This is a genomic window from Pseudoalteromonas sp. N1230-9, assembly GCF_032716425.1.
Lineage (GTDB): Bacteria > Pseudomonadota > Gammaproteobacteria > Enterobacterales > Alteromonadaceae > Pseudoalteromonas.
Map to the genome: position 1 here is coordinate 938,805 of NZ_CP090419.1, position 12,817 is coordinate 951,621.

At 41.1% G+C, this 12,817-nt stretch carries 15 protein-coding genes; all 15 read left to right on the forward strand.

The annotated features are described in order from the left end of the window. The 15 genes from flgK to LY624_RS04505 all read left to right on the forward strand — a co-directional run bounded on the left by flgK (position 1) and on the right by LY624_RS04505 (position 12,817). Entirely contained in the window at positions 1–1,335 is a 1,335-nt protein-coding gene (flgK, locus tag LY624_RS04435; protein WP_341803946.1) for a flagellar hook-associated protein FlgK, read from the forward strand. A 9-nt stretch (positions 1,336–1,344) separates the two neighbouring features. After that, on the forward strand, positions 1,345–2,244 hold the full coding sequence (gene flgL, locus LY624_RS04440; RefSeq protein WP_130151048.1) for a flagellar hook-associated protein FlgL: 900 nt from the start codon (positions 1,345–1,347) through the stop codon (positions 2,242–2,244). 24 nt (positions 2,245–2,268) lie between these two features. Beyond that, positions 2,269–3,297 (forward strand): flagellin, encoded by a 1,029-nt coding sequence (locus LY624_RS04445; protein WP_341803947.1) that lies wholly within the window; start codon positions 2,269–2,271, stop codon positions 3,295–3,297. A gap of 188 nt (positions 3,298–3,485) precedes the next feature. Then, the gene (locus LY624_RS04450; RefSeq protein ID WP_130151050.1) at positions 3,486–4,325 is read left to right on the forward strand and encodes a flagellin N-terminal helical domain-containing protein; all 840 of its coding nucleotides are present in this window, start codon (positions 3,486–3,488) and stop codon (positions 4,323–4,325) included. Positions 4,326–4,425: 100 nt separating this feature from the next. Further along, on the forward strand, positions 4,426–5,718 hold the full coding sequence (gene fliD / locus LY624_RS04455; protein ID WP_130151051.1) for a flagellar filament capping protein FliD: 1,293 nt from the start codon (positions 4,426–4,428) through the stop codon (positions 5,716–5,718). An 11-nt stretch (positions 5,719–5,729) separates the two neighbouring features. Then, on the forward strand, positions 5,730–6,122 hold the full coding sequence (fliS, locus tag LY624_RS04460; protein ID WP_062570303.1) for a flagellar export chaperone FliS: 393 nt from the start codon (positions 5,730–5,732) through the stop codon (positions 6,120–6,122). Between the two features lie 276 nt (positions 6,123–6,398). After that, the gene (locus tag LY624_RS04465; protein ID WP_341803948.1) at positions 6,399–6,710 is read left to right on the forward strand and encodes a hypothetical protein; all 312 of its coding nucleotides are present in this window, start codon (positions 6,399–6,401) and stop codon (positions 6,708–6,710) included. Next, complete coding sequence (locus LY624_RS04470) at positions 6,710–8,125, forward strand: flagellar hook-length control protein FliK (protein WP_341803949.1); 1,416 nt, start codon at positions 6,710–6,712, stop codon at positions 8,123–8,125. The genes LY624_RS04465 and LY624_RS04470 overlap by 1 nt, the downstream gene beginning before the upstream one ends. A 16-nt stretch (positions 8,126–8,141) precedes the next feature. Further along, a complete protein-coding gene (locus LY624_RS04475) occupies positions 8,142–8,579 on the forward strand; it encodes a flagellar basal body-associated FliL family protein (RefSeq protein ID WP_130151054.1) in 438 nt (145 codons plus the stop codon). A gap of 9 nt (positions 8,580–8,588) precedes the next feature. Continuing rightward, a complete protein-coding gene (locus LY624_RS04480; protein WP_130151055.1) occupies positions 8,589–9,311 on the forward strand; it encodes a FliA/WhiG family RNA polymerase sigma factor in 723 nt (240 codons plus the stop codon). 18 nt (positions 9,312–9,329) lie between these two features. Next, positions 9,330–10,193, forward strand: a complete 864-nt coding sequence (motA, locus tag LY624_RS04485) for a flagellar motor stator protein MotA (protein ID WP_130151056.1) — start codon at positions 9,330–9,332, stop codon at positions 10,191–10,193. Beyond that, the gene (locus LY624_RS04490) at positions 10,194–11,186 is read left to right on the forward strand and encodes a flagellar motor protein MotB (RefSeq protein ID WP_237119609.1); all 993 of its coding nucleotides are present in this window, start codon (positions 10,194–10,196) and stop codon (positions 11,184–11,186) included. Beyond that, entirely contained in the window at positions 11,179–11,568 is a 390-nt protein-coding gene (locus tag LY624_RS04495; RefSeq protein WP_341803950.1) for a PilZ domain-containing protein, read from the forward strand. The genes LY624_RS04490 and LY624_RS04495 overlap by 8 nt, the downstream gene beginning before the upstream one ends. Positions 11,569–11,595: 27 nt before the next feature. After that, the gene (locus LY624_RS04500; protein ID WP_130151059.1) at positions 11,596–12,480 is read left to right on the forward strand and encodes a FliM/FliN family flagellar motor C-terminal domain-containing protein; all 885 of its coding nucleotides are present in this window, start codon (positions 11,596–11,598) and stop codon (positions 12,478–12,480) included. Positions 12,481–12,487: 7 nt separating this feature from the next. Then, the gene (locus LY624_RS04505; RefSeq protein WP_341803951.1) at positions 12,488–12,817 is read left to right on the forward strand and encodes a FliM/FliN family flagellar motor switch protein; all 330 of its coding nucleotides are present in this window, start codon (positions 12,488–12,490) and stop codon (positions 12,815–12,817) included.

The window sequence follows — 12,817 nt, forward strand, 5'->3', positions numbered from 1 at the left end:
ATGTCAATGATAAGTAACGCCATGAGTGGCTTAAATGCGGCTAATGTCGCTATGACGGTTGCAGGTCAAAATGTTGCAAATGCAGCGGTTGATGGCTACTCACGTCAAGCTGCAAGTTTTGCTACGAGCAACTCGCCGTTAGGCGGTGTTTATGTTAATTCAGTCGATCGTATTGTCGATGCATTTTTAAATGATGATATTTGGCGCACGCAGTCTGACTTGTCTTATTATCAAAGCAAGCAAACATATTTAGGTTATGTAGAAGAAATTGTTGGTACAGACTCGTTAAATTTTAATGATGCTGTTGGGCAGATAACAAATGCCTTTAATGCTGCGGCAAGTAGTCCTGATTCAAACGCATATAGACAGCAAATTATTTCTTCATCTGAAGGGTTGATACAAGACTTAGCACAAATGAATGGTGCGCTTTCGGCACAAATAGATAAATTGAGCCTAGAGATGACGAACTTAGCAAGTAACACTAGTTCAACAGCTCAACAGATCGCGGACGTGAATCAGAACATAGTGCAAGCTATAGCAAAGAAGCAGCCTACCGCAGAACTCAAAGACAAGCGCGAACAATTAATAACAGAACTATCATCGCAAATAGGTATTGCCATCACTGAACGTGATGATGGTAGCCTTGATATTAGCACTCTAAGTGGCGCGCCTTTAGTTATTGGTACTTCTGCTGCAACAGTGTCAGTTGCGGGAACTGAGGTTAGCACGTCATTAAAGGGGCAATCATTTACACTTAATGACCAAGTCGGTGGTAAGTTTGGTGGCTTAATTAGTGCCGACTTGCAAGTTATTCAACCAACACTTGAAAAACTAAGTGATTTGGTCAAAGACTTTGCCGATGATGTGAATACTGCTTTATCTGAAGGGTTTGACTTAAATGGTGATGCTGGTATTCCTTTATTTACTTACAACGTTGCAAACCCTCTATCGTCAATCGAAATTAATCCTGCAATTACCCCAGAAAAAATAGCGTTAATAGGGGGGGAGTTTGATGCTGGAGGAAATTGGGTTGCAGCAGGCGGGCGTGGCGATAACGCCAATGTCGCCAATATTATTGCGGCTATTCAAAGTAATGATGATGACTTCTCTGTGTTGGTTGGGGATTTGGGGATTGCAAGTAAACAAAATCAAAACAGTGCGACAACCTCGGAAGTGTTAAATAGCAATGCGGTACTTGCTCGAGATAGCCGAAGCGGCGTAAACCTAGATGAAGAAGCTGCTAATTTGCTGCATTTTCAGCAAATGTACAGCGCGAATGCCAAAGTGATTACTACGGCTGATCAAGTATTCAATACTTTACTAACCATGTTTTAGGAGTGAGTCATGCGTATTAGTAGTCACCAATTTCATCTTAATTCAATTAAAAATATCCAGCATAACACTGCAGAATTTAATAAAGCATCAGTTCAATTGTCGACCAATGAGCGTATTTCGAAACCATCGGATGACCCTTTAGGTGCCGTTATGTTGCTAAAGCTTGAAAGTGAAATCGAGTCTTTATCGCAATATCAAAGCAACATGGATGCAGTCAATTACGCTTTAGGCCAGCAAGAAGTACAGCTAACAGGCATTGTAAATCAAAGCTACTCATTACAAGAGCTCATTACGACTGCGGCAGATGGTTCAATGGGCACTGAGCAATTAAAAGCACTTGGACAAGAAATGCGGGTGATTTTTCAAGGAATGCTCGATTTAATGAATGCTCAGGATGGCGAAGGGCGTTATTTATTTTCTGGTAGCGAAACCAATAGTAAGCCTTTTATTCTAGATGCCGCGGGAGATTACATTTATAACGGTGATGAACGTGTTCGCGAAGTGGCAGTGTCACCAGACTCTAGCGTATTAACAAATATTATTGGTAGTGATTTAGACCCTAATGCTGATTTTTTAAACGCCATGAAAGATTATTTGGATTTAATTGACAACCCACCTGCTGCAGGTGTTGGTAATGAGTCACGCACTATGATTAATAATTTATCTGATTACTTAGGTCATATTACCGGCGAAATAACAGTGATCGGTGGCACGATGGCATCAATGGATTCGTTGGCAACCAGCAACCAAGACATCAATACGTTTACGACTAACCTGCGTGATGACATTAGTGCAGTTGACTACCCTGAAGCCTATATTCGCATGAACGAATCAATGGCTGCTTATGAGTCTTCGATGCAAGTGTATGCAAATGTTACACAGCTTTCATTGTTTTCATATATTAAGTAGTTATTGTTTAAGGAATAATTAATCATGCTTGTTCAAGGTAGCGAGAAGCCAACGCAGATTGAATCAGTTAAGTCGAGCAAAGCATCTGTTGTTGAGCAGAAGAGCTCGGTGTCGGCTAGTGATGTAAAGCAATCAGCTAAAAATACAGCTCCTGAACAAGGCCAAGTTGCCGTATTATCTCGATGGGCTAAAAAGGGGCAGTTGAGCCAAGCGATGGCGCAAGTTGAACATCGTGAAATGACGATAAAACAGTTATATTCAGGTCTAGAAAAGCTCGCGCAACAGTTAAAATCAATGCCTAGTAGTGCACCGGTTTCTGCTTTACAAAGCCACAGTATGACGCAGCAAATTACTCAGCTGCAGCAACAAGCAAGCGCACAAAGTTCAGGTCTAAATTCGCAACTTAAAGTGCAGCAGCCAAATGCTCAAGTTGTGCGTCAGTTAAATAGTAAAGTCGATTTGATATCACAGCGTCCGCACGATGAAAGTATTCATTTGCTGCTAGGACGAAGCGGTAAAGCCGTACATTTACAGCTACCGGCTAATCAAAGTGAAGCTGAAAACTTAAATACAATTGCTGAAGCATTCGCCAAGCAGCAAATAAATGTTGAGGTTAACCGCGATAACCGTTTGTTGTTCACTACATCTCCTGAGTACAGTGATACACTTAAAGAAAGTTGGGTCATTACCGGCCAGGGAGTAAGGGTTGCAGCGGGTAATCCTATTTCACTCCAACTTTCAGAGCTCGCCAGTCCGCTTGATCAACTAGAAGAGTCGGTAAAAAAACAGCAAGATGTCAGCGCACATTTAGATTTTATAAATCGTGCTCAGCGTCAGCTAAAGGCTAATTTATTACAAATCCAAGCCCAGCACCGTGAGCTTACAGCCCAATTACAGCAAATAGAAAAAAGTGCAGATGTCTCTGGTGAGCAAATGACGCAACTTAGCCAATCATTAAAATCAAAAATGCTTACGCCAAATGTTGATAATATTGCTGTGATAACAGCACAAGCAAACATGACCCGTAGTATGGTGAAATACGCTTTAGCTTAAAAGATAAATTAGTTTTTAAATTCGTACAGCGTGCCTTGAAGCACGCTGTTGCGTTTTTAATAACAGGCGGTTTTGAACAGATTTAAAAATAAATGAAAAAAATAGAAAAAAAATTTTAGTTTTCACAGTAGGTGGTCGCTCTTAATAAATGAAAGTTAAATAAATAGAATTCACAGGAGAATTTAAAAATGGCTTTATCAATTCAATCAAACATGGCGTCACTTTCTATTCAAAACCAACTTAACCGTAGCAACAACGATCTTTCTGTTGCACTTGAGCGTTTAGGTTCTGGTTTTAAAATTAACTCTGCAAAAGATGATGCTGCAGGTCTGCAAATCGCGACACGTCTTAATGCACAGGTTCGTGGTCAAGAAGCAGGTCTTTATAACGGTAACAATGCAATGTCTATGATGCAAACAGCTGAAGGCGCGTTTGAAGAAATGACAAATATTGCATACCGTATGAAAGAACTTGCAACGCAAGGTGCAAGTGACACAAATGGTGCCGGTGAGTGGACAGCACAAAGTGCAGAGTACACAGCTCTTGCAGCAGAGCTAACTAACATCATGGATAACACGTCGTTTGGTGACGGTACAACACTACTTGATGCAGCTGGTAAATTCGGTGCTGGTCAAGTTGATTTCCAAGTAGGTGCAAGTGCAGCAGAAACACTAAGTGTGGATATCTCAGCTGAGCTTGGCAACGTAACTACTGCAATTGGTAGCGCAGCAGCGTTTACTGATGTAGCAACAGCTCAAGCTCAAATCGCATTTGTTGACACTATCATTGATGAAATTGGTACAGCTCGTTCTGGTTTAGGTGCAACAATGAACCGCCTTGAGCACACAATGAACAACGTTACAAACATGAAAGAGAACACGCAAGCTTCTGCGGGTCAATTAATGGATGCTGATTTTGCACAAGAAACGTCAAATATGACTAAGCAACAGCTACTTATGAACTCTGGTATTTCAGTACTAAGTACAGCAAACAGCACAACACAAATGATTGGTTCACTACTACGTTAATCTAATCATTATAATAAGCACCGCCAATTAAGCGGTGCTTTTCAATAACGAAAGCATTTTTTTGTAAAGTGCTTTCGTTATCGTTAATTGGAGAGCCAATATGACATCAGCGCTTAGCATCGATCCCGCTAATTTAGCGAGTCAATACACGCAAATTGAGCGACAAGCAAAAGATCAGATTTTATCTACGCAATATGCAAAATATAATAATCAAATTAAAGCATTTACTCAGCTTAAGAATGATTTATCAGATTTTTTTGATGCATTAGAAGATTACCAAGACCCTGATACAGGTTTGCTTACTAATACAGCGTCTGTGAGTAGCGAAACAAATATGAATGTGACAGCCTCAGCTGATGCAGTCAGCGGTGACTACGATATTTTTGTTGAGCAGTTAGCACAAGCACACCAGATAGCATTAAGTTTTGATCCAAGCCAACCCTTATCGACCGATGGCGAATTGGCTGTTAGCCTTGGCACGGATAGCTTCTCTGTTGACCTAGCAAGTTTGCCTGCGGGGGCAACGCTTACTGACTTGGCCAGTGCAATCAACAATCATGCTGACAATAGTGGCGTAAAAGCGACGTTGATGCGCTCAGGGAGTGAAACATTTTTAGTGCTGACCAGTGAAGAGTCTGGTGCTGCAAATACTGTATCAACAACATTTACAGCCGGTGCAGATGCAAATGGTGCAAATATTAGTAATGCGATTGCATCACAGCAGGAATTAACCAGTGCGCAAGATGCTATTGTAAAGCTAGGTGCAAACTCAAATATTACGGTGACCTCAACCAGTAACCAACTAGATAATGTTATTGATGGTGTGAGCATTAACCTTACTCAAGCCCAGCAGGCTGGAGAGACACCCATTAAAGTGTCTGTCGCACAAGATAATGAGAAAAGCGTTGAGAATATTCAGCAATTTGTTGATAAATTCAATACATTATTAAGCTCAATAAACGATAACGATGCGTTAAAAAGAGATGTTATGGCATCAGGAATAGGGCGTTCATTGCGTAATGACTTTCAAGGTGAATTTGCAGGGAAAACCTTATTTTCCATTGGTATTGAATTTGACCGTTATGGCAAGCTATCTATTGATAAAGGTAAGTTAGAAGATGCAATTGCCACACAACCAGAGCAACTAACACACATGTTAACAGGTGCTGATGGTTTGATGGCAAAACTCGAGCAGCGTGTTGAGCCATACACAAAAAGCTATGGCTTAATTAATGATAAGAAAAACACTCTGCAAGCGAGTCTAAATCTAGTGACGGATAAACAACAGCGCCATGAATATTCTATGGAGCAGGTTTATAACCGCTACTTATCACAATTTACGCAAATGCAAATAACGATTTCTAAATTAGAGTCATCAATGGGACAATTTTAAGGGTATTAATTATGTATGATTTAAATGATGGCTTTTCAGCTTATAAAAATACTTCAGTAGAAAGCCGTGCGGCTGGCGCTGATATTCATAAGTTAGTTTTAATGTTATTCGATGGGTTTTTAGATGAACTTGAGCGTGTAGCTGGTCATATACAGCAAAAGCGTTTTGATAAAAAAGCTCAGGGCATTGAAAAGATGATGCGTATTCTTGGCGGTTTAGATGCCTCTTTAGATACAGAAAAAGGCGGCGAAGTCGTTGTTAATATGCAGCAGCTTTATGAGTACTGTGGTGGTGCTTTAATGACTGCAAGTCTTCAAAATGATTTATCTGCATTGTCATCTGTACGTGAAGTTATGCAAAACCTACAGCAGGGCTGGGCAGGATTAGGCTCTCAAGCTGCTTAATCACACCTTATTTATAAGTAATGTTATTTGTTCTGAATCCAAAGCCAGCATTTTTAGCTGGCTTTTTTTGTAACTTAGCATTCTCAACAAACGCTTAAGTTCCTCTTTACTTCCTATCTTTCCGATAAGCGGAAATTAAACTTCCGTTCAGCATGTTGTAAATTAATTTTTTCTTTATATATCAATGTTTTGTGTTTTGGAATGCTTTTTGCTCGTTAAGCTGGTGTTAATGCAGCTCTGAATTGTTTACGGCTGCTCGCTTTAATTGAAATGATCATGATGAATAAACAGCAAACAGACCAGAAAATTCAAACCCTATTGCAAGCTATGGCGAAAGCGATAGAAGAGCAGCAGTGGCAACATATTCGTCATTTTGATCAGCAATTAATGCAGATCCTTAATGAGGCGAAGTTAGCACCTTGGTATCCAAGTTGGCAGTCTAGAGTGCGTGAGTTGAAAGGTGAATATTCACACTTTCTAGCATTAATTAATGCGCAAAAAAACGAATTACAAACACGTATGCAGCAACATCAAAAAGATCGTGACGGCATTATTGCATACAAACAATTTACTGATGGTGCGCGTTAATGAAAGAATTAATCATACACCCACATGTTTCAGGGAATAGAGCCGGTGCTGAAAAGGTGCAAGCAAACTTTACTGACCCTGAAACAAGCCAATTCGATTTAACCGACCATGAAGAACACGCACAATCTACTAGTGAGCTTCGCTCTGAGCTTGAGCAAGTAGAGACAGAAAAGCCATTTGAGCTACCGTCTCAATGGCGCTCAGGTGTATATACACAGTTTAAAGCTGAAAATGAGTCAAGCATGTTAGCGTCAGGTATATCTGCATTATCTGAAACATCGCTACAACAAGGTGCTGAAGCAACAGAACAAGAACAAATCAATATGGACCAAGTTGATTCAGCCCTGCCTATTCAACCCGCTTCTCAGGGAGTTACAGAACCACAAGCTTTAGGCTCGCTTCCTGTGCAGAATAGCCTTACTTCAGCTATGCAGGCTGCTGCTGAAAATGAAGCTATATCAGAAAAAATACGTGTGAATGAGCAAAGTCCTACTACACAGGGTGAACTAGCCTCGAAAACCTTGCTTGATGGTTTATCTACTCAGTCGATAGCAAATGCTACAGAGCAAGAGCAGTTACAAGTAACGAGTGCTTCGTACGCTAAAGAGTTACTACAGCCTAGCCCTAATGGTGCTCAAGCTATACCGGCAGCTAATCAATTATTAAACAATGAAACTGTTGAGTTAACTAAAAAGCAAGCACCTTTATTTAATGCATCAAGTTTGAATACGGCTATTGTATCGCCGAGCAAAGAATACCCACTTAGCAGCCAGCAACCGCAAATGCCCCCTGTGGCTGAGTTGGAAACGTTGCGCTCAAGTGAAACTAAAGTAGGACCGGCTTTAACGCTGGAAACAAGCCCAACACAGCCCAGTAAGGTCAAGACAGCGCTTGAGCAGCCCAATTTTGCGATGACAGAATTAAGTCGCTCATTTTCTTTTTCTTCTGCTGCCAGTTCAGAGCAAGCCACACAGATGCAGCAGTGGCGAACTGAGTCGTTATCGACAAATAGTAGTGAATGGGGCCAACGCTTACTGAATGTGCTGCATGACAAGGTGCAGTTGCAAATAGGCCAACAGGTTCAACGCGCGCAAATCCGTCTTGATCCTCCCCAGTTAGGCAGTATTGACATAAGTATTAGTGTTGAGGGAGAAAAAACCACAGTACACATTGTTGCGAGTAATCCACAAATACGTGAAGCCATGCAACAAACGCTTGAGCAACTTCGCCAATCACTCACTAATGCTGAGCAAAGTACTGTTGATGTTGATATTAGCGATAAACATCAGCAGCACAAACAAACACACGAATTTACACAAGAGCAAGATATTGCAGCTAATCAGTTAAATGATTTGCCTACCTCCGTTGAGCCTAGGCAAGCGCAGCAACAAGATTGGTTGAATAGACTGATATAGAAATGGGAGTGGAACTTTGAAAAAAATACAATTAGCAGTACTTGCTGTCGGATTATTAGCACTTGGTTTTTTTGGTGCAAGCTATTTTCAAGAATCAAAAGCAGAGCAAGCCCCGGTGGCCTCCGTTGATAAACCAGACGTTAAATATATGGCAATGGATCGCTTTATTATCAGTGTTGCTGACGATGAATATGCTCGTTATTTAGTGCTCGATTTGAGCCTTGGTTTTGCACCCACCTTACAAAATGAAACAGATGCAGAAACCTTTATGCCAGTACTACGCAATGTGCTTGTAAAAAACTTTGCGAATATGGAGCACGCTACTGTGCGAAGCACATTTACCGATGTAGAGAAAGTTCAAACAGACCTACTTAGTCAGTTTAATAAAGTGTTGGCTAATAAGTCATCGCTTGAATTGGCTGATGTATTAATAACCAATGTTTTCATTCAGTAGAGAACGCGTATGTTAGTTGAACAACAATGGCCATCTTCGGATGAGCAGCAAGCAGGTTTAATGAGTACACATACCGAGGGTGAACTACTCGAACGGTATGCATACTTAGTGAAGCGTGCAGCTTCCCACATGCGAACGCAATTGGGTGTTGTTGTCGACATGGACGATATTCAGCAAATAGGTTTAGTGGCACTGCTTTCGTCAATTCGTCGTTATGGTCGAAATGTCGACGAACAATTTTCGGCATTTGCTTTTAAGCGTATTCGTGGCGCGATGCTAGATGAGTTTCGTCGAATAGATTGGCGAGGACGACAACTAAGACAACAGTCACATCAATTGCGTGATGCTTCGCGCAAGTTATTGAAGCAACTAGGTAGAGAGCCCAGTGATAGTGAGTTGTGCCAAGCATTGGATATTGATTTAGAGCAACTGTTGAAACTGCATTATGCAAGTCAAGCTGAAGCAATTGATAGCCTTGAAGCATTGCTCGGTCACGATGACTCGTTTACTGATGCAGGCAGCCAGTTATCACATACAGAAACAGCGTTAATGCTACAAAAAGCACTCGCCAGCCTACCAGAAAGAAACAAGTTGTTACTGCATCTTTACTACAGCCATGAAATGAACATGAAAGAAATAGCCCTTGCCCTTGATTTAACCGAAGCACGGGTCTGCCAACTACATAAATTGGCAATAGAATCTTTAACAAGAAAACTTCAACAAAGTGAATAACCAACCGGGAAAACAATTATGCAAAGAATATTAGGTTTAGTCGTTGTGCTGGCCGCCGTACTAGGTGGCTTTGCTATTGCTGGTGGTAACTTAGCGAGTATGTGGCAGCCTGCAGAGTTTGTAATCATTTTTGGTGCGGGCTTGGGGGCGCTTATTGTTGGTAATTCACGCCATGTTTTAACTGAAATGTTAAGTCAGTTGAAATATCAATTCTTTGACAATAAAAATCAAAATAACAAAGACTTGTATCATGACTTGCTCATGGTGGTATACACCTTACTTGAACTGGCTCGCCTAAAAGGAATTAAAGAGTTAGATGACCATGTAGAAAACCCTGATACCAGCTCAATTTTTTTAGCCTACCCACAGGTAACAGCCTTCCCTGAGTTAGTAACATTTATTTGTGACAACCTTCGTCTATACAGTATGGGGAAAATTAGCCCACATGATTTTGATGCTATGTTAGAGCAAGAGATCTTTTCAATTGAAGAGCAAAAAATGAAGCCGTCAAATGCATTAGGCGATATTGCCGAAGCAATGCCTGGCTTCGGTATTCTAGCAGCGGTAGGTGGCATTATTATCACGATGCAGCACTTAGATGGCCCTTTGAGCGAAATAGGCTATCACGTTGCAGCAGCACTGGTGGGAACTTTTGTTGGTATTTTTGGTTGCTATTGCCTGTTGGCACCTTTGTCATCGGCTATGCAGCAGTATGTAAAGAAACAAATGACTATGCTTGAGTGTGTTCGAGCTATGTTAGTAGCCCACGCAAAAGGCCATGTAGCTATTGTGGCGACTGACTCTGGTCGAAAACTGATAACACAAGAAAGTAAACCTTCTTTTACCACGATGGAACAGTGGATCAATAACCGAGCAGCTTAAATGAATAATTCTAACCCAGTAATTATTAAACGTGGTCGCCGCTCAGCAAAGAGTGGAAAACACAGTGGTGCTTGGAAAGTAGCCTTTGCTGATTTCACATTAGCGATGATGGCGTTCTTCATGGTGCTATGGATCATGGCTATTACCAATGAGCAAGAGCGAAAAGATATTGCTCATTATATGCGTACACATTCAATCTTTGATGGTAGTCCCGCATTATTTGAACCAGGCAATAGCCCTTTTCCTGTCGACTTAGGGGGATCTCCTTCTGTTGTTGACCATAAAGCATCAAATCGCTTGCCACCTGATAATCCTCGCCCAGGCATGAGTGAATATTTAAAAGTACCTAAAGGCGATCATGCGCCTTTAGCGGGTAAAGGCGATAAGCTTAATTCAGTGATAGACAGTGAATTTGCAGCATCGAGTGAGCTGAGTTTATTGCTAAGTAGTTTTCAAGATTTAGCCAAAGAAGAGCTATTACAGAACAATCTGCACGTTGAAAAAGTCAGTTCTGGGCTCAGAGTGATTATTCAAGATGATAAAAATCATCAAATGTTTGCGCGTTCAGAGCAAACGATGTCGCCATTTTTTGAAGATTTATTTTTACACTTAGGTGGCCTGTTCAGAAGTATTGAAAACAAAATCATTATTTCGGGTCACAGTGATGCCAGTGCATTCAAAGGAACTCAGTCGAATAACTGGGACTTATCAGGTGCACGTGCATTTCAAGCAAGAAAAATCATGGCCGCAGGTGGGATGCCAACAAACCAAGTTATGCAAGTTAATGCTTTTTCTTCTAATAGACCGATTAATCAAAAAGATAGATTTGCGAGTGAAAATAGACGTGTCGAAATCCTGATTCTGACCAAAAAGGCAGAATCAGAGTTAGAGGCGTTATTCGCTGAGGATAACATCAATAACCCTGTTAAAAAGGCCGCCAGTGCTGCAACAGCAAATCAGCCCGTATTACGCTCTCAGGAGTTATATGAATAAGTCAGAAGAGTCGAAACGAACTCACCCTCGCTGGCCTCTTTGTGAGCAAGATACTCAACTTCCTGCGGCAATGCAGCAAGGTGGCATTGCCGTGAAGCTGCATCATTCATGGTTGTTTAACTACTTTATATGCCGTGCTGTGGTTAAAGATATTAGCGTAGGTGGGGCTGGAATGTTGGTGCCTAATGAGCATAAGTTACCGGGCAAGGTCCGTGTAGCATTTAATGATAGTAATACTTTTATTGGCACAATTCGTTATACGCACCCCGTTACAGAGAAATTGAACTTTGTTGGTATTGAATGGCAAAAGAAAGATGAATTAAGGCGTATAGAGTTAGTTGCTGAGTTACAAAAGCAGGCTAATTACACAACGACTTTATAGCCACACTTTTGGATATTGGAAAATTTTATGAAGCAATTTGTTAAGCCAAAAATAAAGCTCTTCAAGGCTGAACAAGGTAAAGAGTTTAGGCCGTATGCGATCACGCAGCAACAACGTCAATACGAAATTGCCCATCAGCGAGCGGGTGAGTTTAGTTTGCATAAAGCCATCGAATTTGAGTTAGGACAGCTATTTAATGATAGTCAGTTTGCCGTTGATATTAACTTATGTTCACACAGCACCTTGCAAAGCTGGCTGGCTGAAGCGAAACGCGTTTTCTTTAAAAGTGCTGTTTTTGAGCCAATAGACGCTGATGCTTATATCGCATTGGATTACACAAGTGCTCACAGAATGGCTGATTTATGCCTCGGTGGTGATTTAAGCCAAGCTAATAAGGCTGTAGCAGAAGAGCCGCCAGCAGAATTAACGCGCACAGAAAGCCGCATTTGTGCACGGTTATTACAAAAACAAGTTCAAGGTATTCAAGAGCTTATTTTTAAAGAGCGGGCATGCTTACTCGCTGAACCATGTAGCACTAACAACTTACCGAGCGCGGTCAATTACCTTGCATTTAAAGTACGGTTGATTCTTGATAACGATGTGATCAGCTGGTTCATTTGGTTACCAGTGGCTTTCTTTAGTAAACCGCAGAATGAGCATGACGAACAACAAACACACTTATTAAGTATGGAAAAAAGCAGCCAATTTTTAGTGAAAGGACATGTTGAAATGGCGCGCAAAAAAGTCACGTTAAGGCAGCTAAAAGCGGCATTAAATGGTGAGGTATTGCCTATTCAACTTAGTGAGCCTGCTTCTTTCAAGTTAGGTAATAAAACCTTCTTTACAGGTCAAATTGTACAACAAGATGCCAGTTTGACTTTCCAAATTACAGATAACACAAATAAAGAGTAAATGAATTATGACTGACAACCTTGATGATGCATTAGCAGGTTTAGATCTTGATGGCTTAGACGACTTAAGCGCTGAGCCAAGCAATGAGAATGATATGTCTGTATTTGCTGATGTGCCGTTAACTATTACGCTAGAAGTCGCGAGCACAGAATTAACGTTAGGTGAGTTATCACAAGCCAAACACGGCGATGTTTTACGCTTAGACAAAGCCGCAGGTGAGCCGATGGATGTGAAAGTGAACGGTGTATATTTTGCGAAAGCTGAAGTTGTACTGGTTGATGGCCAATATGGCATTAAGTTTATCAGCCAAGATGAGCAAGAAAAGGCGGATAGTTAA

Excerpts from the sequence above, each read along its gene's own strand:
- flgK (WP_341803946.1), top strand. The coding sequence starts at position 1 with ATGTCAATGATAAGTAACGCCATGAGTGGCTTAAATGCGGCTAATGTC.
- flgL (WP_130151048.1), top strand. The coding sequence starts at position 1,345 with ATGCGTATTAGTAGTCACCAATTTCATCTTAATTCAATTAAAAATATC.
- LY624_RS04445 (WP_341803947.1), top strand. The coding sequence starts at position 2,269 with ATGCTTGTTCAAGGTAGCGAGAAGCCAACGCAGATTGAATCAGTTAAG.
- LY624_RS04450 (WP_130151050.1), top strand. The coding sequence starts at position 3,486 with ATGGCTTTATCAATTCAATCAAACATGGCGTCACTTTCTATTCAAAAC.
- fliD (WP_130151051.1), top strand. The coding sequence starts at position 4,426 with ATGACATCAGCGCTTAGCATCGATCCCGCTAATTTAGCGAGTCAATAC.
- fliS (WP_062570303.1), top strand. The coding sequence starts at position 5,730 with ATGTATGATTTAAATGATGGCTTTTCAGCTTATAAAAATACTTCAGTA.
- LY624_RS04465 (WP_341803948.1), top strand. The coding sequence starts at position 6,399 with ATGATGAATAAACAGCAAACAGACCAGAAAATTCAAACCCTATTGCAA.
- LY624_RS04470 (WP_341803949.1), top strand. The coding sequence starts at position 6,710 with ATGAAAGAATTAATCATACACCCACATGTTTCAGGGAATAGAGCCGGT.
- LY624_RS04480 (WP_130151055.1), top strand. The coding sequence starts at position 8,589 with ATGTTAGTTGAACAACAATGGCCATCTTCGGATGAGCAGCAAGCAGGT.
- motA (WP_130151056.1), top strand. The coding sequence starts at position 9,330 with ATGCAAAGAATATTAGGTTTAGTCGTTGTGCTGGCCGCCGTACTAGGT.
- LY624_RS04490 (WP_237119609.1), top strand. The coding sequence starts at position 10,194 with ATGAATAATTCTAACCCAGTAATTATTAAACGTGGTCGCCGCTCAGCA.
- LY624_RS04495 (WP_341803950.1), top strand. The coding sequence starts at position 11,179 with ATGAATAAGTCAGAAGAGTCGAAACGAACTCACCCTCGCTGGCCTCTT.
- LY624_RS04500 (WP_130151059.1), top strand. The coding sequence starts at position 11,596 with ATGAAGCAATTTGTTAAGCCAAAAATAAAGCTCTTCAAGGCTGAACAA.
- LY624_RS04505 (WP_341803951.1), top strand. The coding sequence starts at position 12,488 with ATGACTGACAACCTTGATGATGCATTAGCAGGTTTAGATCTTGATGGC.